The 21,677-nt window shown below is 64.4% G+C and carries 22 protein-coding genes; 18 read left to right on the top strand and 4 right to left on the bottom strand.

Annotated elements, in window-relative coordinates; all coding sequences use genetic code 11:
* Positions 1–193: 193 nt before the first annotated feature.
* Together KI794_RS12595 and KI794_RS12590 are read left to right on the top strand one after the other, a co-directional pair.
* Positions 194–400 (top strand): cold-shock protein, encoded by a 207-nt coding sequence (locus tag KI794_RS12595; RefSeq protein ID WP_119284821.1) that lies wholly within the window; start codon positions 194–196, stop codon positions 398–400.
* Between the two features lie 131 nt (positions 401–531).
* Positions 532–1,113, top strand: a complete 582-nt coding sequence (locus KI794_RS12590; protein WP_119284820.1) for a CueP family metal-binding protein — start codon at positions 532–534, stop codon at positions 1,111–1,113.
* Positions 1,114–1,175: 62 nt separating this feature from the next.
* On the opposite strand, the gene KI794_RS12585 is transcribed toward KI794_RS12590, so the two are convergent.
* Positions 1,176–1,898 (bottom strand): glucosamine-6-phosphate deaminase, encoded by a 723-nt coding sequence (locus tag KI794_RS12585; protein ID WP_255808295.1) that lies wholly within the window; start codon positions 1,896–1,898, stop codon positions 1,176–1,178.
* A gap of 11 nt (positions 1,899–1,909) precedes the next feature.
* Positions 1,910–2,404 carry an inorganic diphosphatase gene (locus KI794_RS12580; protein ID WP_119284818.1) on the bottom strand — a complete coding sequence of 165 codons (495 nt, stop codon included), beginning with the start codon at positions 2,402–2,404 and terminating at the stop codon, positions 1,910–1,912.
* A 117-nt stretch (positions 2,405–2,521) separates the two neighbouring features.
* On the opposite strand from KI794_RS12580, the gene tilS reads away from it, so the two are divergent.
* The 16 genes from tilS to KI794_RS12500 all read left to right on the top strand — a co-directional run bounded on the left by tilS (position 2,522) and on the right by KI794_RS12500 (position 19,633).
* Positions 2,522–3,634 (top strand): tRNA lysidine(34) synthetase TilS, encoded by a 1,113-nt coding sequence (gene tilS / locus KI794_RS12575; RefSeq protein WP_119284817.1) that lies wholly within the window; start codon positions 2,522–2,524, stop codon positions 3,632–3,634.
* A gap of 35 nt (positions 3,635–3,669) precedes the next feature.
* Entirely contained in the window at positions 3,670–4,227 is a 558-nt protein-coding gene (gene hpt / locus KI794_RS12570; RefSeq protein WP_119284816.1) for a hypoxanthine phosphoribosyltransferase, read from the top strand.
* Between the two features lie 106 nt (positions 4,228–4,333).
* The gene (gene ftsH, locus KI794_RS12565) at positions 4,334–6,361 is read left to right on the top strand and encodes an ATP-dependent zinc metalloprotease FtsH (protein ID WP_255808293.1); all 2,028 of its coding nucleotides are present in this window, start codon (positions 4,334–4,336) and stop codon (positions 6,359–6,361) included.
* Positions 6,362–6,366: 5 nt separating this feature from the next.
* Positions 6,367–6,957, top strand: a complete 591-nt coding sequence (gene folE, locus KI794_RS12560; RefSeq protein WP_119284814.1) for a GTP cyclohydrolase I FolE — start codon at positions 6,367–6,369, stop codon at positions 6,955–6,957.
* Positions 6,954–8,165: a dihydropteroate synthase gene (gene folP, locus KI794_RS12555; RefSeq protein WP_119284813.1), complete on the top strand. Its 1,212-nt coding sequence runs from the start codon at positions 6,954–6,956 to the stop codon at positions 8,163–8,165. Before folE ends, folP begins: the two co-directional genes overlap by 4 nt.
* The gene (gene folK / locus KI794_RS12550) at positions 8,162–8,719 is read left to right on the top strand and encodes a 2-amino-4-hydroxy-6-hydroxymethyldihydropteridine diphosphokinase (protein ID WP_255808292.1); all 558 of its coding nucleotides are present in this window, start codon (positions 8,162–8,164) and stop codon (positions 8,717–8,719) included. Before folP ends, folK begins: the two co-directional genes overlap by 4 nt.
* The gene (locus tag KI794_RS12545) at positions 8,716–9,216 is read left to right on the top strand and encodes a DUF3180 family protein (protein ID WP_255808290.1); all 501 of its coding nucleotides are present in this window, start codon (positions 8,716–8,718) and stop codon (positions 9,214–9,216) included. Before folK ends, KI794_RS12545 begins: the two co-directional genes overlap by 4 nt.
* Positions 9,213–9,710 (top strand): PH domain-containing protein, encoded by a 498-nt coding sequence (locus KI794_RS12540; RefSeq protein ID WP_255808289.1) that lies wholly within the window; start codon positions 9,213–9,215, stop codon positions 9,708–9,710. Before KI794_RS12545 ends, KI794_RS12540 begins: the two co-directional genes overlap by 4 nt.
* Positions 9,707–11,443 carry a PH domain-containing protein gene (locus KI794_RS12535; protein ID WP_255808288.1) on the top strand — a complete coding sequence of 579 codons (1,737 nt, stop codon included), beginning with the start codon at positions 9,707–9,709 and terminating at the stop codon, positions 11,441–11,443. Before KI794_RS12540 ends, KI794_RS12535 begins: the two co-directional genes overlap by 4 nt.
* The gene (locus KI794_RS12530) at positions 11,424–12,125 is read left to right on the top strand and encodes an NAD(P)-binding domain-containing protein (RefSeq protein ID WP_119284811.1); all 702 of its coding nucleotides are present in this window, start codon (positions 11,424–11,426) and stop codon (positions 12,123–12,125) included. The genes KI794_RS12535 and KI794_RS12530 overlap by 20 nt, the downstream gene beginning before the upstream one ends.
* Positions 12,126–12,402: 277 nt before the next feature.
* Positions 12,403–15,243 (top strand): right-handed parallel beta-helix repeat-containing protein, encoded by a 2,841-nt coding sequence (locus KI794_RS12525; RefSeq protein ID WP_255808287.1) that lies wholly within the window; start codon positions 12,403–12,405, stop codon positions 15,241–15,243.
* Positions 15,244–15,287: 44 nt separating this feature from the next.
* Positions 15,288–15,917, top strand: coding sequence for a hypothetical protein (locus KI794_RS12520; RefSeq protein WP_119284809.1), 630 nt, complete (start codon positions 15,288–15,290; stop codon positions 15,915–15,917).
* A 3-nt stretch (positions 15,918–15,920) separates the two neighbouring features.
* Positions 15,921–16,826 (top strand): hypothetical protein, encoded by a 906-nt coding sequence (locus KI794_RS12515; RefSeq protein WP_255808286.1) that lies wholly within the window; start codon positions 15,921–15,923, stop codon positions 16,824–16,826.
* A gap of 89 nt (positions 16,827–16,915) precedes the next feature.
* A complete protein-coding gene (locus KI794_RS12510) occupies positions 16,916–17,734 on the top strand; it encodes an alternate-type signal peptide domain-containing protein (RefSeq protein ID WP_119284807.1) in 819 nt (272 codons plus the stop codon).
* A gap of 127 nt (positions 17,735–17,861) precedes the next feature.
* The gene (locus tag KI794_RS12505; protein ID WP_255808285.1) at positions 17,862–18,755 is read left to right on the top strand and encodes a signal peptidase I; all 894 of its coding nucleotides are present in this window, start codon (positions 17,862–17,864) and stop codon (positions 18,753–18,755) included.
* A 2-nt stretch (positions 18,756–18,757) separates the two neighbouring features.
* Entirely contained in the window at positions 18,758–19,633 is an 876-nt protein-coding gene (locus KI794_RS12500; RefSeq protein WP_255808284.1) for a hypothetical protein, read from the top strand.
* Here the strand turns inward: KI794_RS12500 and KI794_RS12495 are convergent.
* Both KI794_RS12495 and KI794_RS12490 read right to left on the bottom strand, forming a co-directional pair.
* Positions 19,630–20,040 (bottom strand): hypothetical protein, encoded by a 411-nt coding sequence (locus tag KI794_RS12495; protein WP_119284804.1) that lies wholly within the window; start codon positions 20,038–20,040, stop codon positions 19,630–19,632. The genes KI794_RS12500 and KI794_RS12495 overlap by 4 nt on opposite strands.
* The gene (locus KI794_RS12490; RefSeq protein ID WP_255808283.1) at positions 20,027–21,643 is read right to left on the bottom strand and encodes a multicopper oxidase family protein; all 1,617 of its coding nucleotides are present in this window, start codon (positions 21,641–21,643) and stop codon (positions 20,027–20,029) included. The genes KI794_RS12495 and KI794_RS12490 overlap by 14 nt, the downstream gene beginning before the upstream one ends.
* Between the last annotated feature and the right edge of the window lie 34 nt (positions 21,644–21,677).

Genomic DNA, 21,677 nt, shown 5'->3' with positions numbered 1-21,677 from the left:
TGCGTCAGCCGTGTTTTGGGCGGGCGTGCGGTATGGTTGCACGTATCGGCGCCTTCTTTCCGATCGCTTCGCCTCAGTGTCTCACAGCCGCTGGTGTGTTTCCCCGGGCTGTCCCGCTGATAAGTTCAATCCGCGCCTCGGCGCGACCATTATGAGCCGCCCCGGCGGCTCCGCATCACAAAGGAATGCTCTTATGGCAACCGGCACCGTCAAGTGGTTTAACAGTGAAAAGGGCTACGGGTTCATTGCACCCGACGATGGCTCGGCAGATCTCTTCGCGCACTTCAGCGCTATTGAGGGCACCGGCCGTCGTGACCTGGAAGAGAACCAGCAGGTCGAGTTCGACACCGAGGATGGCGCTCGCGGCCCGCAGGCCGTGAACATCCGCAAGCTGTCCTAAGCGACGTCTTCATGGGGGTGTCATCCGCGTTGCTCGCGGGTGGCGCCCCTTTTGCGTCTCCGCGGGGTTCGGTCTGAGCGATCCGGCGTCGACGCAGCAATTGCACGGCTCCCTCTGAAAGAATACCCACTATGGGTATCCGTACTGCTGTTCTCACGCTCCTCGCAGGCGCGCTCCTGCTCACCGGCTGCACTGCTGCCGCCGAGCCCGAGACGGAGGCTCCGGCCGCCGCTCTCGAACAGGTTGCCGCGCTTGGCCTCGCCACCAACGATGCACAGGCAATCGTGGAGGGCCTCGACAGGTTGCCTGTCGATAAGCGGCCGAGCCCCGACGCTCTCATTGCGTCAGTCCGTCCGACCGAGCTCGTCCTGCAGCCGGGAGACGTGACCCTCCCGCTGGAGGACGCAGGGTTCTACCTGTCGATCGCGCCGTACGTGAACCAAACGCACCCGTGCGACTTCCACAGCCTGACGACGTGCCTCGGCGAGTTGCAGAACACCCCTATCGAACTCACTGTCACCGACGCGCAGACGGGCGAGGTCGTGGTGAGTGAGATCACGGCAACCGCAGACAACGGCTTTGTCGGCGTCTGGTTGCCCCGTCACGGCGAATTCGATGTTCGCGTCGTCGGCGAGCAGGGGGTAGCCGAACAACGCGTGACGACAGGCGACACCGATCCGACCTGCCTGACCACAATGCAGCTACACGCCTAGTCCACCGAACAACGAAACGACTCCCCGGGGTATACCCCGGGGAGTCGTTGTGTGTTCGATGGCTATGAGAGCCGAGACGCTGCAGCCCGGTCGAGGACGTACACCACGTTCGGGTGCCGCTGCGCGACGCTCGCGGGCATCGCCTCGGTGACTGGCCCCTCGATCGCCGCCGCGACCGCCGCGGCCTTGGCCTCGCCAACAGCGAGGATCACGAGCTTGCGGGCCTCCATGATCGTGCCGAGTCCCTGCGTGATGGCCTCCGTGGGAACATCCGCCGCGCTGTCAAAGAAGCGCGCGTTGTCCTCGATCGTCTCGGCGCTGAGCGCCACGCGCCGTGTCCGCGAATCGAGCGCCGATCCTGGTTCGTTAAAGCCAAGATGGCCGTTCCGACCGATCCCGAGGATCTGCACGTCAACGCCGCCAGCCGCCGCGATCGCCTGCTCGTAGTCCGCCGCAGCTGCCTCCGTTGCCTCAGCGGACGGCACGAAGACCTGCTCCGGGGTGAGCCCGACAGGTATAACGACCTCGTTTGAGATAACCGAGTGGTAGCTCTCGGGGTGCGCCGGAGCGATGCCGGCGTACTCGTCGAGAGCAAACCCGCGTACCGCCGAGAGGTCCGTACCGCGCTCGCGTGCGAGCTCGGCCCAGGCCGCGTAGAGCGACAGCGGTGACGAGCCGGTTGCGAGACCGATCACAGCGTCAGCCCTCGTCTCTATCGCCTCGAGTACCTGCTCCGCTGCGAAGCGACCGAGTAAGACCGCGTCATCGAATACGCGTACCTCCACCGGGGCGAGCCTCAGTGTCCCTGTGCTGCGAGGCGCTCCTGCGCCTCGACGATCAGTCGCTCAGCCTCTGCCGCGGAGCCCCAGGCGTCAACCTTGACCCACTTGCCCTCTTCGAGATCCTTGTAGCGCTCGAAGAAGTGCGCGATCTCCTTGCGGGTGTACTCAGGGATGTCGTCGACGTCCTGAATGTGTGCCCAGCGCGGATCCTTGTACTGCACAGCGATGACCTTGTCGTCGCCACCCGCCTCATCGCTCATCTTCAGCACGCCGACGGGGCGAACCTTGACGCCAACACCGGGAAATACTGGGTAGTCGAGCAGCACGAGTACGTCGAGCGGATCGTTGTCCTCGCCGAGGGTCTCCTCAAAGAACCCATAGTCGGCGGGGTATACGAAGTTCGTGTAGAGCACACGGTCGAGGTAGACGCGCCCGGTCTCATGATCGATCTCGTACTTGTTGCGGCTTCCCTTGGGGATCTCGATGACGGCATCAAATGCGGCGGTCATGCGCGCTCCTTCGTGCTTGTGGTCGACACGTGTCGACCTGGTTGCGAATTATTGCCGAAGCTAAGGCTACCCGATGAGATGCTCGGGTAGCGTGGAGCCGTGGAGCATCCGAGGTTTATGCAGATTCGGCGGGCCGTGCGCCCCACCCTTGCTGCGCTCGGGGGCGTCGGGAAAGATGACGCGCTCGCACTCGTCGGGCTGTCTGGCGGGGCCGACTCGCTCGCGCTCGCTGCGGCAGTCGCCGCGGAGGCCGGTCAAGCCGGAGTGCGCGCTGGCGCGGTCATTGTCGATCATGCACTCCAATCAGGATCGAAGCGCGTCGCGGACAGCGCTGCAGCGCAGGCACGCGGGCTCGGGCTCGCGCCGGTGGTGATTCGGCGGGTTGAAGTCGCGGCAGCGGGTGGGCCAGAGGCCGCCGCCCGCGACGCGCGGTATGGCGCGTTCGTGACTGTGGCCGCGGAGCTCGGCGCCGCAGCGGTACTGACTGCCCACACTCGAGATGACCAAGCCGAGCAGGTGTTGCTCGCGTTGGCGCGCGGTTCAGGAACGAGGAGCGTTGCTGGCATTCCGAGCAGTCGTCCGCTTTCCGACGGCGTGGACCTGCTGCGGCCGCTGCTCGGTGAGACCTGGAAGATCACGCGTGCCACCACCGAAGCCGCGTGCGCCGAGCTGGGGCTCACGCCGTGGAATGACCCGCACAACCTTGACGCCTCGTATGCGCGAGTGCGCGTCCGCGAGACAGCGCTGCCGACGCTCGCCCGCGAGCTCGGGCCCGGCGTCGTCGCGGGGCTCGCACGAAGCGCAGACCTCGCCCGCGAGGATGCCGACGCGCTTGACGATTGGGCGGGCAGGGTCGTCGCGGCACTGTTGCCGACCGTACGGCCCCTGCCCGAGGGTGGGGAAGCAGCGCAGCGGCGGGCGGCGGAGGGCCCCGCACACCCTGGGCCCGCCCCCGAACGACAGGTCATCGACGCCGGGGGAGTGAGCGTGCTAGAGGGCCTCCCTGCCGCGGTTCGGCAGCGGGCGATTCACCAAATGGCGAGGGAGTACTTCGGGGCGGCCCTGACGCGCGAGCACACGTTGAGCATCGCTGCACTCATCACACATTGGAAGGGGCAGGGCCCTGTGTTCGTTCCCGGAATCAGGGTCACCCGGGTTGCAGGTGAACTGGTGTGCGACCCACAGAACGGCTCGCCTCGAGACACGCACAGCATGCTCGCAGAAAGCTGATCGGACACTCCTTCTGAGCGCACTACGATGGACGCATGGACGCGAAACATCTTGGCGATGACCTCACTGTTGTACTGCACACCGAAGAAGAACTTCGCGTGCGCCTCGCTGAACTGGCGCGCGAAATTGAGCGCGACTACGCCGAAGAGCCGCCGCTCCTTGTCGGTGTGCTGAAAGGCGCCGTCATGGTGATGGCTGATCTCGCTCGCGAGCTCAACTTCCACGCCCAGATGGACTGGATGGCGGTCTCGTCGTACGGCGTCGGCACCAAGTCGAGCGGCGTTGTCAAGATTCTGAAGGATCTGGACGCAGACATCACTGGGCGCGACGTGCTGATCGTCGAAGACATTATCGACTCGGGCCTCACGCTCTCCTGGCTGAAAGAGAACCTCGAGAGCCGGGGGGCGAAATCGGTTCGTATCTGCACGATGCTGCGAAAGCCTGAGGCATTGAAGGTTGAGGTCGACGTCGCCTATGTTGGCTTCGACATCCCTGTGGAGTTCGTTGTCGGCTACGGTCTCGACTACGCAGAGGACTACAGGAACCTGCGCGACGTCGCGATCCTCGCCCCGCACGTGTACTCGGGCAAGTAACGTTAGGTTCTCCGCCCTGAGCGGACAAGCGCACTGTGGCGGCAGAAGTGTCAGACGCCTCGGATACGCTTAGCTCGCTGTAATCTGCCGATCGAAAGGCCCAGACTTGGCTGAAAAATCGTCCGAGACGCCGACAAAGGGTCGGCGCCTGCTCAAGGGCCCGTTCGTGTATATCGCGATCGCGGTCGTATTCCTGCTGCTCGGGTGGTCATTCCTCTCAGGGAGCAACACACGGGAGGTGAGTACCGAACGAGGCCTCGAGCTCATCGCCGAGGGCAAGGTCAAGCAAGCTGAGATCATCGACGGTGATCAGCGCGTGAACCTTGAGCTGGCGAAGGCAGATAAGAAGGCGGGCAGCGACAACGTCTTCTTCTACTACGTCAACCAGCGCGGTGCAGAGGTGATCTCGGCGATCGACGAGGCACAGCCAAAGGACGGATTCAACGACGTCGTTCCGAAGCCGAATCCATTCTGGTCGCTCCTTGGATTCCTGCTCCCGCTCCTACTCATTGGTGTGTTGCTGTGGTGGATGATGTCCTCCATGCAGGGCGGCGGCCGCGGCGTCATGCAGTTTGGTAAGTCGAAGGCCAAGCTTGTCTCGAAGGAGACACCTGTCGTGACGTTCGCCGACGTCGCTGGCGCCGATGAGGCCGTCGAAGAGCTCGAAGAAATCAAGGACTTTCTGCAAGACGCCTCTCGCTTCCAGGCTGTCGGTGCTCGCATTCCGAAGGGTGTGCTGCTGTACGGCCCTCCGGGAACCGGCAAGACCCTGCTTGCACGCGCGGTCGCAGGCGAGGCCGGTGTGCCGTTCTACTCGATCTCGGGTTCTGACTTCGTTGAAATGTTCGTCGGGGTCGGCGCGAGCCGCGTCCGCGACCTGTTCAAGGAAGCCAAGGCGAACGCCCCAGCGATCATCTTCATCGATGAGATCGACGCTGTCGGCCAGCGCCGTGGCCAGGGCATGGGCGGCGGTCACGACGAGCGTGAGCAGACCCTGAACCAGCTCCTCGTCGAGATGGACGGCTTCGACCCGAAGGCGAATGTCATCATGATCGCGGCCACGAACCGCCCAGACATGCTTGACCCTGCGCTGTTGCGTCCGGGCCGATTCGACCGCCAGGTCGGAGTCGACGCGCCTGACATGCGCGGCAGGCTCATGATTCTGCAGGTGCATGCGAAGGGCAAGCCGCTTTCGAAGAACGTCGACCTTGAGGTCGTTGCGCGAAAGACCCCGGGGTTCTCTGGCGCTGACCTCGCGAACGTGCTGAACGAGGCGGCTCTGCTTACCGCGCGCTCGAACGCTCAGCTCATCGACAATCGCGCGCTTGACGAGGCGATCGATCGCGTTATTGCTGGGCCGCAGCGCCGCACGCGTGTCATGAAAGACCAGGAAAAGCTCATCACCGCCTATCACGAGGGTGGCCACGCCCTCGTCGCGGCGTCGCTGAACCACACGGATCCCGTGACCAAGGTGACGATCCTGCCACGCGGCAGAGCCCTCGGCTACACGATGGTTATCCCGCTCGAGGACAAGTACTCGGTGACTCGAAACGAGCTGCAAGATCAGCTCGCGTACGCCCTTGGAGGCCGCGTTGCTGAAGAACTCGTCTTCCACGACCCGACCACGGGCGCAGGCAACGACATCGAGAAAGCGACGTCAACTGCGCGCAAGATGGTGACTGAGTACGGCATGACGACCGCGGTCGGGCCCGTGAAGCTCGGACAGGCGCAGCCTGGCGCGTTCATGGGTGACTTCGGCCAGTCCCGCGATTACTCGGAGGGTCTCGCTGTGCAGATTGATGCCGAGGTGCGCGCGCTCCTTGAACAGGCGCATAACGAGGCTTACGAGGTGCTTGTGGCAAACCGCGACGTGCTCGACAAGCTCGCGCGGGAGCTGCTCGAGAAGGAGACACTCGACCACCTGCAGCTCGCTGAGATCTTCCGCGATGTGCAGAAGCTTGGGCCGCGTGCGACGTGGCTTTCCCACGGAGACCGTCCCGTCTCCGATCGGCCTCCGATCGAGGTGCCTGCCGCGGTGCGAACCGACGGACCGACAGCCGAGAAGGTTGCCCAGAGCGAGGGCGACTCACCAGCCCCAGCCGACGCCACGCAGCCAGACACACCCGGCGAGTAGGCGACGTGAGCGCAGGAGTGGATCGGGACCGGGTCGCGAGGGCAGTTCGCGAGCTGCTCAGCGCAATCGGTGCCGACCCTGAAAGTGACGAGTTGCGGGCAACACCCGGACGCGTGGCTGACTCGTACGCGGAGTTCTTTGCCGGAGTCGGGGTTGACCCACAGCAGTTTTTGCGCGACGCGGTACCCGTTGACGGTGAGACCGGCGAGCTCGTGCTCATGCGCGATATCGCCCTGCGCTCGATCTGCGAACATCACCTGCTCCCGTTTCGGGGGAGGGCGCACATCGCCTACCAGCCGCGCGACCGTGTTGTCGGGCTCAGTGCGTTGCCTCGAGTCGTCGACGCCCTCGCCGCGCGGCCGCAGGTGCAAGAGCGCCTGGGCGAGCAGATCGTTCAGGCGATTGTCGATGGCCTCGATCCGATGGGAGTGCTCGTCGTGCTCGAGGCGAGCCACGGCTGCGTGGCAGACCGAGGAGTGCGTGAGACTGAGGCCGAGGCCGTCACAATCGCCTCGCGCGGCAACCTGGCAGAGGCCGCCGCGCGGTCAGAAATCATCGCGCTTATTGCGCCTGGCGGACCAAGGAACCCGTTGTGACAGAGACCCGAGTGCGCCCCGCCCCGCTCATCCTTGGCGTTCTCAACACCACCCCTGATTCGTTCAGTGACGGGGGAGAGTACCTCGATCCTGAACGCGCGGTCGCCCGCGCCCGTGAGCTCGTCGCGAATGGCGCTGACGTGATCGACGTCGGCGGCGAATCTACGCGGCCAGGGGCGACCCCTGTGCCGCGCGCCGAAGAGCTCGCCCGAGTTCTCCCGGTGATTCGCGAGCTGACCGCAGCAGGGATCGTCGTGTCGATCGATACGATTCACGCAGAGACAGCCGAAGCAGCCGTCGCCGCAGGCGCAAGCTACATCAACGATGTCTCGGGCGGCTTGAACGACGCAGACATGCTCAAGGTGGCTGCGCGCGCGGCTGCATCGTCGGGCACGAGGCTTATCCTCGGGCACTGGCGAGGCATCCCCGATCCCGCGAACGAGCGGTCTGTGTATGGCGACGTTGTTCGCGAGGTGCGCGACGAGCTTGCACAGCGGGCATCTGAAGCGATCGCTGCTGGAGTGGCGGCCGAACTCATCGTGCTCGACCCAGGGCTCGGGTTCGACAAGACTGGAGAGCAATGCTGGGAGCTGTTGCGCAGGCTCGGCGAACTCCAAGATCTGGGGTACCCGGTGCTCGTTGGTGCCTCCCGGAAGCGGATGCTTGGTGAGGTGCTCAGCGAGCTACCCAGTGCGCCTGCGGGTCCCGCTGGGCGCGACGGCGCGACAGCTGTCGTGAGCGCCCTCTTGGCGCGAGCCGGCGCGTGGGGGGTGCGAGTACACGACGTCGCCAGCACGGCGGCGGCGATCGCCGTCGAACGTGCGTGGTCAGGGCCAGCAATCGGCGACAGCATCACGCTCACTGGCCTCGAAGTGTATGCCCACCACGGCGTGTTTGACTTCGAACGTGACGCCGGGCAGCGGTTCTTCATCGACGCGACGCTGCACGTGGATCTCAGCGCAGCGGCGGCGGGCGACGATCTGGCGAGCACCGTGCACTACGGAGAGTTCGCAGATGCTGTCGTCGCAGCGGTCGCCGCTGACCCGGTCGACCTCATCGAGACCGTTGCTGAGCGCGTCGCCCAGCTCGCGCTTGAATACCCTGGGGTGAATAGAGCGCGCGTCACCGTCCACAAGCCCGACGCACCGATCCAGGCGCCGTTCGCCGACGTCGCTGTCACCGTTGATCGAGTTCGGGGGGCCAAATGATTGCCCAGGTCGTTCCAGTGCTCCTTGCGTTCGGTGCGAACCTCGGCGACCGCGGCGAGACAATTCGTGCGGCGCAGCGAGAGCTCGCCGGGCTCGACGGCATCGCCGAGTTTGTTGCCTCCCCGCTGCACGAAACAGTGGCACTCACGCTTGATGGGCCGGACCCGACCGCTCCGAAGTACATCAACGGCGTCGCGTCACTTCAGACGACCCTCGCCCCACACGAGCTGCTCGATGCTCTGCAGCGGGTAGAGACTGCGCACGGCAGGGTCCGAGACGCCAGATGGGGCGACCGGACGCTCGACATTGACCTCATTCTCTTCGGCGGTAGAGTAATCGCTGACGACAGGCTGACTGTGCCCCACCCGCGGGCGCACGAACGCGACTTTGTGCTCTCGCCGTGGCTCGCGCTTGACCCGGACGCGGTGCTCATGGGGCACGGACGCGTCAGCGAGTTGCTCGACAGAATCGGCGACACGACAGTGCCGCTCGCTCACTCTGCGGCGGACCCGCTCGAGCCACTCGCCACGCCATGTGAGGGCAGGCCAGAGTGAGCGGACAGCAGAAGCTTCGTGGGCTAAACCCGCTGCATCTTCTCGGGACGGGGGCCGTCGGGGCCGCGTTGGCGCTCCTCATCCAGGCATGGCTCTCTTCGCGGGGTCGCCCCTCGATTCTGCTGCCCTATTCAATGGCGATCACACTCATCGCACTCGCCGTAGTGCTCGTCGTGCTCGGGTTGAGGCTGCGCAAGCACGTTGCGAAGGGCACTGGCGCAGTGAACCCGTTCCAGGCCGTGCGGCTGCTCGCGACGGCGCGCGCAGGCCAGCTTGTCGGGGCGGTCTTTGCGGGCTTTGGCGGCGGACTACTGTTGTCCCTGCTCGGCCGGAGCGTGCCTGCACCCACCCCAACCTGGCTTCCGATGCTTGTCACTGCACTTGCCGGCGTCGTGCTTCTTGTGTGCGCGCTCGTCACCGAGCGACTGTGCCGCGTGCCGCCAAGCGACGACCCCGAGGGCGAAGGCGACGCGGGCCTGGCTACACTTGAGACGTGACCCACCAGACTTTTCCCGCGCTCGAGCCCACGTGGCACAGAGTTTCGCCAAAGTACGCTGTCTCTGATCTCATCATCAATGTGGTGATGTCGTTCTTTCCGCTCGTCGGAGTCATCATCGTGTCGCTCACGAACCACGGCGACGTTCCGCTCTGGCTGACGCTCGGCCTCTGGGGCCTCGTCGTGTTCTTCCTCGTGAATTCGCTCTTCGCGTTTCGTCGAGTGAAAGCGATCGGCTACATTCTGCGCGAAGACGATCTGCTGTTCAGGCGTGGCATCATGTTTGAGCGGGTTGTGGCTGTCCCGTACGGCAGGCTTCAGCTCGTCGACATTACGCGTGGACCGCTGCTTCGCGCTCTCGGTCTTTCGACCCTGAAGTTCGTAACGGCGTCCGCGGCAACGGGTGTGCAGCTGCCGGGCCTGACCGCAAGCGACGCAGAACAGCTGCGTGACCGCCTGGTTGAGCTCGCCGAGTCCCGGCGGTCGGGGCTGTGACGTCCCCAGGTTTCCCCGATCAGGATCCGTCGGCGCGCCACGGGGAGCAGCCCGCCGCGTCCGTCGAACCAGCCGGCGCCGACGCGATGCCAGGCACTGCAGACTCCGACGGCTGGCGGCGGCTGCACCCGATCTCGCCGCTCTTGCGCGGCGGGCTCGTGCTGCTCGTGCTCATCGGTGTCTTCATCGCGAACTTCCGCGATCTGTTCGTGCGAATGTTCGTCGCGGCTTCGACCCATGAGCCAGTCGAGGACGACGAGTTCACTGCGATTCTGGGGATGCTGTCGAACGGTCAGACTCTGCTGCTTGTCCTCGGTGGTGTGGTGTTGCTCCTGCTCGTCATCGTTGGAGCCTCCTGGGTGGCGTGGCGTTTTCACACCTATCGGGTCTCGGGTGAGGCAGTGGAGTCGCGCTCTGGCGTGCTCTTTCGGCAGCACCGTCGTGCGCCGCTTGACCGCGTGCAGAGTGTCAACCTGCAGCGGCCGCTCCTAGCGCGGCTTCTTGGTCTCACAAAGATCGAGGTGCTGACTGGCGGCCAGGGCGGCAAGGTTGAGCTCGCGTATCTCGGCCACCGCGATGCGAAAGCTGTCAGAGAGCGTATCCTGCAGCTTGCCTCCGCCCGGCGTTCCGGCGCCGCCCCAGAAGCAGATCCCGGTGTGATTGCTCCCGCGGCTGCGGTCTCGTACGACGGCACACGTTACGCGGAACCGTCAGACGCGCTCACAGGACGCGTGCAGGACTTCGCAGATTTCGACGTCGACCCTGAGGCCGCCGCGGCCCAGGCCCTCGTGCGGGTGCCGCTCGGCCGGCTCCTCGGTTCGATCCTCTTGGGGTGGGAAGCTGTCATCACGGTGATCCTCCTGCTCGTCGCCGTGTTCTGGGGGCTGATCAGCTCGGCGATTGGCGCAGTGACCGGCAACAGCGGCTTCCTGGCTGCCGGTGGGATCTCGCTACTCACAGTCATCCCGCTCATTCTTGTGACTCTCGGCATGATGTTTGCCCAGTTCAACAAGGGCTTCAACTTCACCCTTTCGAGGGGGCGGGAGTCTATTCGGGTCGGCTCGGGCCTCACCTCGACTGTCACCGATTCGATCCCGTTCGGCAGGATCCACGCGATCGAGGCTCGGCAACCGCTGTTCTGGCGCCCGTTCGGATGGTGGCGGGTTCGTGTGACGCTCGCCGGTCACTCAGTCTCTGAGGCCGGCCAGAGCGTCACCCAGAACGTCGTGCTGCCAGTTGGCAGACACGATGACGTCGTCAGGGTGATTGAGACGCTCGTGCCGGGGGCGGCGACTGGCATCACTGAGGGACTTATCGGGACAGGTGAGGACTACGTTGGCGCTGGCAAGCGCGCAGGTTGGCTGCTGTGGTTTGGCAAGCGTCGCGCGGGAGTTCGTATCGACGTTCCAGCGGATCCGGCAGCCCTCACCGACGCGACGCTTCGCATCAGGCGGGGCGCTTTGACCCGCTCGTTTGCGATCATGCCGATCGTTCGGGCGCAGTCCGTGCAGCTGAGCCGGCCGCTCTGGCACTACGTCTTCAAGCTCGCCTCGCTGCAGGCTCACACCGTGCTCGGGCCGGTGCGTGTCTCCGTGCGTGGGCTCGCACTCGACGATGCTCGCATCGTCTTCGATCGCCTGTCGGCCGCGGTGCTGGCGGTGCAGCGCGCGGAGTCTGACGGCCACCCGACAACGATGAAGCGAAACGAGACCGATGAGCGGCCTGCAATCTAGCCGACTCGGAATCGGTATTGTCGGCGCCGGCAAGGTTGGCCCAGTACTGGGACGCGCGCTCGCTGGCGCTGGTCACGCAATTGTCGGTATCAGTGCGCTGAGCGAAGAGAGCCGGGAACGCGCCGAGGCGATGTTGCCAGGCGTTCCCATCCTCGACGTGCAGGAAGTCGTCAGGCGGGCTGAGATGGTGTTGCTCGCTGTGCCGGGCAGCGAACTTCCTGGCCTGGTCTCCGGGCTCGCAAAGCTTGGCGCTTGGCAGCCAGGCCAGCTTGTCATTCATACGGCGCCTGAATACGGCACAGCGGTGTTCAGTGACGCCCCAGGGGTCATTCCCATCGCGCTGCACCCTGGCATCGTGTTCACCGGCACAAGCCTCGACCTCACACGGCTCTCGGGGGCGACTGTCGCCGTGACTGCCCCAGCAGTTGTGCAGCCGATCGGGCAGGCGCTCGTCGTCGAGATGGGTGCGGAGCCGGTGCTCGTTGCCGAAGCGGATCGGGCCGAGTACGCGCGCGCAGTCATCATGGCGAGTGAGGCAGCGCGGGCGTCGGCGGGGGAGGCGATTGCAGCGCTTGAGGGCATCGGTGTCGCCGGCGCCGATCGGGTCATCGGTGGGACCATGCGCGCGGCGCTCGAAGAGGAGCTGACCCGGCACTCGAGCGACCCTGGACTGCTCTCGTAAGAGTGTTCAACTGAGCGGGCCCGCGCGGCCTGAGGGGGCCGGGGACGTGCTGTAGGTAGTTGGCTTCGACTACGTACTACCAGTGCCTTGGCTGTGGGGCATAAATGCAATCTCCTACTTAGGGACCCTGCTGGGTAGGTCGTTGCAGATACTCAGTTGCGTATGGATTGCTACTCAGCGGCTCGTCAGCGTTGTCATTCGCAATACTCACCCCACATTCCTTCGGTCAGGCTGTTCTTGTAAGGGAAGAACAGCGATTGGAAGGGGACACCTCGACATGCGACATCGAGCGAGCACAGGCGGAGCGGCCGCAGCATCACGCCACGCGGCCGGACGTCTACACAGGCGGCGCGGAGGTGCGTTTGCTGCCGCCGCTCTCGCGGTAGCGCTGATCGCGAGCCCGTTCCTGCCGGCGTCGTCCGCTCAGGCTGTCACCCACACATTCGAGCTGAACTCGGCCGATGTGAGCGCCAATGCAAAGGACGCGAACCCCGGCGACGGAGTCTGCGCGACCGCGGCAGGTACGTGTACCCTGCGGGCTGCGCTTGAGGAATCGAACGCGTTGAACCTCGCGCCTGGCGCGGTGCTCATCACTCCGGCTCCCGGCTTCACTGGCAACATCGACCCTGTTGGTACGAGCTATCAGTACATGCAGACCGGGCTTGTGTCTAACCAAGACTCCGGGGTCCACTTCCTTGTGACCAGCCCGGTGACGATCGACCTCAAGAATGAGGTCACAGTTGAGGCGTCACGTGACGTTGGCGGTGCACTGTTCCACGTGAACGGCAAGGACATCGTGTTTAAGAACGTCACGCAGATGCTTTCTGCTGAGTCGTCATTTGTGATGGGGCCGAAGGCCGATGGTGTCACCATTGACGGCGGCTCTTCGGTGACTCAGGCCCACTACGGCCCCGAGCGCTTCATCGTGTTCCGCGAGGGCTCCAAGAACATCACCCTGAAGAACTACCGTGTGCAGGGGTTCTACGACGCTGGCACCGCGACGGGTCTGTTCTACTTCAATGCGCAAAACAACACCCCGATCGAGAATGTGACGATCGACAACGTGCGCGTCACCTATACGGTTGGCGGACGGTGCACAGCTAGCGATGGCTCTGGTTGCCGCACGAGCCTCATGCAGTTCCTGCCCCGCAATCAGAACGTCGTGCTTGATGGGTTTACGTTTAAGAACTCGTTCGTGTCGAACCTCACGAACCAGGTCGCATTCCCGTTCACGACCAACGCAGCCGCCGGCTACAGCGTTAAGGCCTCGAACATCAACATCACTGACAACGAGTTTATTAACGTTCAGGGCTACGGCACCGGAGTGTACAACGCGTTCATCACGCTGCCCTATGGGCAGATTGGTGGAAAGAACCAGATCACTGGGAACCAATTCGTGCGTGCGACGAGTGGGCAGAGCCACGCGATTGCCTGGAACGGCAACACGACCACTGGCAACGCCGGTGACATGCGCATCGCAAACAACTACTTCAACGGATACACCGGCAACTCGGTCTACCTGCAAAACACGGGCAATGTGAACGTGGAGAAGAACACCTTTGGTGCTCGGAGCGCGAGCCAGAACCGGCCGGGAACGGCTGAGGAAGGCCGCGACGGAGTGACTGCGCTCGTTGACAACAACACGAATGCGAACGGCCGCGTAATGACGTGGTACCCGACAGGTACCGCCGCGGTGCTCACCAATGATGCACCTGCAGGTTCGATCCAGGTCGAATCGCCGCTCGCTGAAGACGTGCCCGCATGTGTTGCGACGCTTGACGTATCGGCGCCGAGCGACCTCCCGCTCCCTGAGAGCACGGTCGATCTCGACCTGTACTGGACCGCGGACCGTACCGCAGAGGTATACCTCGGCCGCGTCGAGGGCCTCACAGGCGCAAGCGCCAAGCTGCTGCTTGACCTTCCTGTCGGCCCGCAGAAGTTCCCGTCGACGGTCGTCGGCGAGTTCGACGAGGCGACAATTGTTGATGCGAACACTGGTGCTGGCCAGGGCTATGTTCGAGTTCAGACCGTTGGCGCGACCACTGGTCAGTCATCGCAGTACTCGCGAATGGTCGGCTTCAGTGGTAACTGCCGCCCGGAGATCTCAATCGATCAGTCGGCGACGCAGAACGATTCGACAATGGCACGCGACCTGCACTACACAGTCAAGTCGTCGCTGCCGCTGAACCCCGCGAGTGTGACCGCTGGTGTCGTCGACGTGACCGCTGCTGCGGTCTCCGAGACCATCGATGCGGGCCGCCTGAACCCTCGTTCAGTGTCGGTGAAGCCAGTTTCGGGAAGCGCGAACCGCGAGTTCACCGTGATAGCACGGGTTGATGACTCGGCGAAGGTGACCGCTGGTATCGCGGCTGAGAAGGTGACGAGCTCGGGTGGGCTCACGAACCGTGACGCTGCGACGAGCACCGACCCTGACATCACGTTCATCAACCCCGTGCAGGCGAAGCCTGGCTCGTTCACGCTGGTAACGGGTGAGCCGTCTGGCAAACAGTACGAGTTCACGGTCTCGTCTGGCGCCCCGAAGCCCGCATCTGATCTGAACTTCGTTGCGACGCCTGACCAGGCTGCGACAGAAAACAGCGTCGAACTCTCGAACGTCAACGCGGTCATCGCAGCTGGCGCGACAAGCTCGGGCAAGATCAAGGTGACCGCTGCAGCTGGCGACGTCCCCGCGAATACGCCGGTGCGCTTCAGCCACACGGTGTCGTCTGACGACACCAACTTCGATGGGCTTGTCGTGAACGACCTTCTTGTGAAGCTGTTCTCGACGGATCCCTCGGTGAAGATCACCAAGCGTGCCTTCACTGACGTCACGGACGCGTCGTCGCCGGCGCAGATCATGGCAACCGGGACAGAGGCTCTTGCAGGGGCACGACTCACTGACGGCCAGGCTGTCTGCTTCGTCTACGAGGTGTCGAACATCTCAGCTGACGACTGGGCAACAGAGCTGACGGATATCACTGTCACAGACACTGACACCCGGCTGGGTGAGAACGGTGTCATCGGTACGGTTCCGTCGCTCGCGGTTGGCAAGAGCACCCTGCTCTCCGCCTGCGGCAGCCTGATCCCTGAGGATACGACTGTCGGTGGTTCCAGGTGAAACCCAGAAGCGCCTTCGGCGCGGCCCGAAAACGGGTCCAAGGAATGAGCTATAGAACACAGCTCATTGCGGGTGCGACGATCGCAGCGGTTGGCTTGCTCGCGACAGGTGGAGCCGCATACGCCCTCTGGAATGCGCAGGACAACTTCGCAGGCGGAAAGGTCGCGGCCGGTGACCTGAACCTGAGCTACGGCGAGGGTACGTGGGCGCAGATCACCCCTGAGGTGGCTGCCCCCGCCGCGGGCACACTGGCAGGCGGCACCGCCGGCTTCCACTCGATGCCTGGCGACATCGTCGAGATCCGAGTCCCGCTCACCACTGTGCTTCAGGGTGACAACCTCAACGCTCGCATGAACGTTGAGATGGGGTCGGGCGCGGAGCAGAGCATCGCGGACGGCACACTCGCGGCAACCTACGTTGTCGAGAATGCGCAGTCAGAGCCCGCCTCCGAGGAAGCAGAGCTCGGCGAGCCGGTACGCGTTGCTGGCCTCACCGGCAGCAACGACGGAGTGACCGCGAACTGGACCGTCGTAGTGACGATCGAGGTGCTCGGTGACTACCGCTGGACAGACAAGGCGCCACTCGACGACCTCGACAAGTGGTCGGTTGACGGCATCAATGTGACGCTCGAGCAAATCCGCTCAGGCGATGGCTACAAGAACGGGGAGGGCTGATCCATGAAGCGCAGTACCCGTAACGTAGTCACCGCCGGCGCGGTTGTCGTGCTCCTCGCTGGCGGCCTCGCGGCCGCAGCTCTCTGGAGCGCTCGGGTCGGTGCAACTGTCCCCGACGTATCGCTCGGCGCAGTCCGGTTTGGCGCTGCCTCTGAGACAGTGACTGAGCCTGGCTACTCGGCCGGTGGCGCTCCGGTGACTGTCACTCTGCCAGGCAAGAAGATCATCGAGGTGCTCGATCAGACCACCATCGACGCGGACCCGGTTATCTGGCGGTTCACCGCGAGTGGGAACGCGCTCGGTATTGCAGGGCTGAACTACGACGTCGCCGTCACTGAACAGGTGAAGGATGGCGAGGAGCCTCACAGCGTGGCCTCTGGCGTGGCGAAGCCTGTCACGGTGCTCGAAAAGTCGACACTCAAGGTGTTCCGCGCTGGTGACGGCGGTGACTGCTCTGCAGTTCCCGCGACTCCCGAGACGCCAGAGGGTGAGGAACCAAAGAACATCTATCTCTTTGGCAATGCTGATGTCGAACTTCAGGCTCCCGGCACCGCACTCGACGGCACCGAGACGAGCCAGGAGTGGTGTGCGGCGATCAGCTGGAACTCGATCGCTGACGGCACGTACATCAACGACGTACGGGTCACCAGCGTCGCGGAGGATGGCAGCGCGAACGGCGCCATCGCCCGCTGGCACTCCCAGGTCGGCTTCCCGCCGGCACTCGAACTTCTCGGCGTGTACCGCAACCTTGCGAACGTCGAGGCGACGGCAGAAGACACGACGAAGGCGAAAGCCTCCGCCGAGTGGGACGCCGATATTTACCCAGACCCGTCAGGCGAGCCAGACCTCGTCATCTCGCTTGACCCGATCGTCACGAACGTGAACCCCGCTTTTTCACCTCGCGACTAATCCCCCCCCCCATAAAACGTGGCCTTGGCGCTGAGCGCCGACCGAGGTCTGCATCCCCCTGCGCTCAACCAACTAGGAGAAACACCATCATGTCGAACACGAACCACGACCAGGTCATCGTTGTCACCGAGCAGAACAAGCGCCGCAAGGGCTTCATGTGGGTAGCTGCAGGTACCGCTGCGCTCCTCATCGGCGGCTCGACCTTCGCCCTCTGGTCAGCATCCGACACGTTCTCGGGCGGCGACATCACCGCCGGTGATCTGAACCTCGTTCAGTCGGCCGACACCTCGTTCTGGGATGTGTCGAACGACCGTAAGGACGCAACTGACCCGGTAACCGGCACCGACGGCACCCAGCAGCCGGGCCACGAGATCACCGACGTTGCGACCTGGCGGATTGCTCCGGGCGACAAGCTCGCTGCATCCTTCAGCGCTACGGCCACGCTTGACGGCGACAACCTCGTCGCTCGCGTAGGGATCGACGGTCTTGACAAGCTGCAGGAGAACGTCTCGGGCATCAACTACAGCTACGAGGTCTACTACGACGGCAAGCTGCTCGTCACTGAGACCGCGCTGCCGAAGACCGCTGACGCACCCCTCCTGTACCTCTCGGCTCCTGCAACCGGCCAGGACGCAGGCGCCGAGGATGCTACGAACGGCATCCTGGGTGCAGCAACCGCAGTAGGCGGCGCAGCAGCGCAGTCGGCAGTGTTCGGTATGCCGACAACTTCGGAGGACCTCACCGTTGTCATCTACGCTTCGTTCTACGAGGATCAGAACGGCGACTTCCGTTACCAGGACACCGATGTGACAGTTGAGGATCGCATCGACGTGACCGCTGTTGACACCCTCGGCGAGCTGACAGTTTCGCTGAACCAGGTCCGCGACACCGGCGCACAGTTCAACTAAGTGCCCCAGCTCGCGCATCGCGCGAGCACCGGGACCCCCGCAGGCCAGGCCACCGGCAGGGCCTGCGGGGTTCCCCCCTCACACTTCAACCCCGCACAACACCCACAGTCCTTGAGAGGAGGATCCGATGAGTACCGCTACGAACGCACGCAGGAAGCCTACGCGCTCGGTAGTCCGCAGGGAGACCCGCGGCTGGTATGACTCGCCCTGGCAGATTGCTGCCCGCGCGATCGGGTCCGCCTTCGCCATTCTTGTCATCGCGGCTCTCGCGGCACTGCTTGTTGTGCCGCGGGTGCTCGGCGGAGACTCGCTGACCGTGCTCTCTGGCTCTATGGAGCCGACGTTCTCCCCGGGCGACGTTGTTGTCGTCAAGGGAACTGACGAGGCGAAGGTCTGCAACGACGTGTCGGTTGGGCAGATTGTCACCTACTTTCCAGAACCGAATGACCCGACACTCATCACACACCGCGTGATCGGTAAGACGATTGGCACTTTTGAGGATGGGACCTCCTGCCGTCTCATCACGCAGGGCGACGCAAACTCCGCTGTCGACGAGCCAGTTTCGCCAGCGCAGGTCCGCGGCGTATTCATGTACGGCGTTCCCGGGCTCGGCTGGGCCCGCCAGTGGGTATCGCAAAACCCGATGATCGTTGCAGCCATAGCTGCGGCAGTGCTGATCGGCTGGGGAGCGCTGAGTAGCTTCCGCAAGCCCCGCACGACTGTCGTCTCGGTGCCGCGGCCTCAGGGAACTGGGCCCGGAGCGCCTGGCGCCTCAGGAGCCGCGCCTGTCGCGGGATATCTCGCCCCGCCTGCGGAGCCGCGAGAGCAAGAGCTTCGAGAGCGAGAACTCGCGCTGCGTGAGCGGGAGATCGAGCTCAGGGAACGCGAACTTGCGTTCGCAATGGGCGGGCGAGACGCAGTCACAGAGGCAGAAGCCCTCCTGAAGTCAACCGAGCCCGAAGCGTCAGCTGCAGACGCGAAGCACTCACACGTTACGCCGAACCACCGAAACGAGGGATGACCTTGCGTATCTCCACAGACGACCACGCGACGCGCGCTGCCAGTACGGTGCTCACCGTCGACGCCGGCCATGGGATGAGCGCGCGAGGCAAGTTCATCGCCGGTATTCTCACTGTGTTGCTGCTCCTCGGAGCCGGTGTCGCGCTCGCGATGGCCGACTCGCTGCCGATGTTTGGTGGCCGTACGAACACTGTCGCCGCTGGCGGGACGCCGCAAGCGCCTGAGCGGTTGGGTAGCGGGACGACTGTACAGGGCGCGACAACGCTTCCCGCGGCGACGATTCAGGCGGAATGGGACGGCCCGGCCGTTCACCTGGATTGGACCGGAGCCGAGTACGCGCGGGCGGAGACCACATTCATCGGCGACCGGAAGGCGTCACCCGGTGACCGTGTGACCCGCACCCTGAACGTCGTGAACGCAGGCCCCGGTGAGGGCGTTGCCGCCGTGACGCTTGACGTGACCGAGCTCATCCCTGAGGGAGCGTTGAACCCTGAGCTTGCGAAGGACGTCACGCTGTTCTGGGATGTCGCTGGCGTGACTGGCGAGGAAACGTTCGAGGCGTTGAAGGCCGGTGACCGCGTTTCAGTTGCCGAGGTCGCGGTTGCGAAGGGCGCAACGGTGCCAGTCACATTCGGGTTCGCGATGGACGCGGGCGTTGAGACGTCGAACGCGTCTGGTGCTCCGTCGACCGAGCTGAGCTTTGATGTTGGTGTGAACCTCACGGGCGAAACGTCGACCCCCGAGATCAGTGTGACAGGCGGCACTGGCATGCTCGCCCTGATCTGCATCGCACTCGCGCTACTGCTCATCGGTTTCATGCTGTTCGCAGCGAAGCGGCGTCGTGATGACGAAGACGAGATCCAGATCGAGGCGAGCTAGACCCGGTTAGTCACAGGTCGCCTCGCGAACCGCACGGCAATGTAGACGCCCGCGGCAAGCGAGGCAATCCCGAGCGGAATGTGCAGCGCCATTCCGAGGCTCAGATGCCCAAGCGTGAACTGCACGAGCTCGAGCCCGAGTAGCATGAGTGACAAGTGGAACGCGTCGCGCGGCCACCCTGCCCGGCCCTTCCACGCTGCAAGCGTGACGAACACCTGCACGATGGCGATGGCGACGACCGTCATCGCGACAATCCGGTGCATCGTCTGCGGGCTCGGGCTCATCGCATCAAGCATCGCCCCCGCGAGAAACGGCTGCGCGGCGAGCAACGCCGCGTGCAGGATCAGAGTCCAGCGGGCGACCGCCGCAACCGCGCGGCCCGCCGGGATTCGATCAGTGGCCGGCATGTGAACCTCCATCGCCGATTGCTTGTGTGTCGAGCGGCCCGGCGGTTTCGCCCGGGCGCACGACGACGAACTGGGCCATCATGCCCTGATCTTCGTACTGGAGCAGATGGCAGTGGAACATGTAGGGCATGTGCGGGTCTGTCGACGTGCCGAACTCAACATCAATGATGACTGTGCGGCTCGGCGGCGCGTACACGGTGTCCTTCCAGCCGCGCAGCTCAGCCGTGGGCTTTCGGCCATCGATCGAGTACACCCTGAAGCGCGCGTTATGGATGTGCAGATTGTGGGGGAGGAAATGCTCGTTCGTGATCAGCCAGCGTTCGCGACTGCCGACTGTGACGACCTCGTCGATCCGTGCCATATTCATCCGGCGATGGTTGATCTTGTTGTCTTGCAAAGTGACAGTGCGCCGCACGTCGGGCTCGGGCGGATCTGTGAGTGGCGCGGCGAATGCCCCGCCCGCCGCAACCCAGGCGTTCATTTCCGTGAGCGTCGCGGGGGCTGTCGACGCCGTCCCCGGTGGCGCGCTGTCGTCCGCGTTGGCTCGGCTGAGTTCGAGCACGTCGAACGTGTCGCGGGTACCGCTCGCGCGTTCAGTGGTGCTCAGCAGGCCAAGCGTGTGCGGCACGGAGCGCAGCATTGCGGTCTGGCCAGGTTCGAGCGCAACGATAACCTCGGCGCGTTCTCCGGGGGTCAACGTGAGTCCGGCGACCGATACCGGTTTCGGCAGCAGCCCGGAGTCGGTCGCGACGAGCACTAGCGGGCCTGTATCGAGCTGGAAGCGATAGCTTCGCGCGGTGGAGCCATTGAGAATGCGCAGTCGCGTGAGTTCCCTCGTAGCGCTGAAGCGCGGCGACACGGTGCCGTTGACGAGGAGCGTGTCGCCGAGCATTCCCGAGGCGTCTCGCCTGCGCTCGTCGAACGCGCCGTCGGCCGTGAAGCTTCGATCTGTCACGACGACTGGGACGTCGTCGACGCCGTAGTCGCGCGGCAGCGGAAGGTCGGCCGGAGGCTTCTCATCCTCGATGAGGAAAAGCCCGGCGAGTCCGCGATACACGTGTGCCTCGGTTGTCCCGTGGTTGTGCGGGTGGTACCAGAGCGTCGCGGCGGGCTGTTCGACTGTCCACTCCGCTGTCCAACTGTCGCCGGGGACTATCGGCTGGTGTGGGCCGCCGTCGGCCGCTGCGGGAACCTTCATGCCGTGCCAGTGGGTCGTCGTCACCTCGGCGAGCTCGTTTCGCACGACGACGCGCACCCGTTCGCCCTGTGCCGCGCGGAGCGTCGGGCCGCCGAATGCACCGTTGTATCCCCACGTTGGCGTCTGTGTGCCCGCAACGAACGAACTCGTGCCGGCGCCCGCGACAAGCTCGAAGGCGCGCACGCCGTCAGCGCCAACCGTGCCGGTGTCAAGCCGGGGAATGGCGAGGTCTCTGCGGTCGAGAGCGTCTCCGGCTTGTGCTCCCGATCCTGACCCCGTCTCGGGCGAGAGAACCGGGCGCCTCGTCACCCGCCAGCCTCCGAGCGCGACGATCGACGCGGTCACCGCGCCCGCCGCTGCCGCAGCAAGCACACCCCTGCGCGTGAATCGCGATGAGTCAGGCATGAGCCTCCTTGAGCCAGTGATTGACGTTCACGCC

The sequence above is a fragment of the Leucobacter aridicollis genome (assembly GCF_024399335.1).
Lineage (GTDB): Bacteria > Actinomycetota > Actinomycetes > Actinomycetales > Microbacteriaceae > Leucobacter > Leucobacter aridicollis_A.
This window is presented reverse-complemented; position numbering and strand designations above follow the sequence as displayed.

Bases quoted from the DNA above. Each gene is read 5' to 3' on its own strand.
- KI794_RS12510 (WP_119284807.1), top strand. From the start codon at position 16,916: ATGTCGAACACGAACCACGACCAGGTCATCGTTGTCACCGAGCAGAAC.
- KI794_RS12580 (WP_119284818.1), bottom strand. From the start codon at position 2,404: ATGACCGCCGCATTTGATGCCGTCATCGAGATCCCCAAGGGAAGCCGC.
- KI794_RS12505 (WP_255808285.1), top strand. From the start codon at position 17,862: ATGAGTACCGCTACGAACGCACGCAGGAAGCCTACGCGCTCGGTAGTC.
- KI794_RS12495 (WP_119284804.1), bottom strand. From the start codon at position 20,040: ATGCCGGCCACTGATCGAATCCCGGCGGGCCGCGCGGTTGCGGCGGTC.
- KI794_RS12595 (WP_119284821.1), top strand. From the start codon at position 194: ATGGCAACCGGCACCGTCAAGTGGTTTAACAGTGAAAAGGGCTACGGG.
- KI794_RS12490 (WP_255808283.1), bottom strand. From the start codon at position 21,643: ATGCCTGACTCATCGCGATTCACGCGCAGGGGTGTGCTTGCTGCGGCA.
- KI794_RS12515 (WP_255808286.1), top strand. From the start codon at position 15,921: ATGAAGCGCAGTACCCGTAACGTAGTCACCGCCGGCGCGGTTGTCGTG.
- KI794_RS12530 (WP_119284811.1), top strand. From the start codon at position 11,424: ATGAGCGGCCTGCAATCTAGCCGACTCGGAATCGGTATTGTCGGCGCC.
- hpt (WP_119284816.1), top strand. From the start codon at position 3,670: ATGGACGCGAAACATCTTGGCGATGACCTCACTGTTGTACTGCACACC.
- KI794_RS12590 (WP_119284820.1), top strand. From the start codon at position 532: ATGGGTATCCGTACTGCTGTTCTCACGCTCCTCGCAGGCGCGCTCCTG.
- folK (WP_255808292.1), top strand. From the start codon at position 8,162: ATGATTGCCCAGGTCGTTCCAGTGCTCCTTGCGTTCGGTGCGAACCTC.
- KI794_RS12525 (WP_255808287.1), top strand. From the start codon at position 12,403: ATGCGACATCGAGCGAGCACAGGCGGAGCGGCCGCAGCATCACGCCAC.
- KI794_RS12520 (WP_119284809.1), top strand. From the start codon at position 15,288: ATGAGCTATAGAACACAGCTCATTGCGGGTGCGACGATCGCAGCGGTT.
- tilS (WP_119284817.1), top strand. From the start codon at position 2,522: ATGCAGATTCGGCGGGCCGTGCGCCCCACCCTTGCTGCGCTCGGGGGC.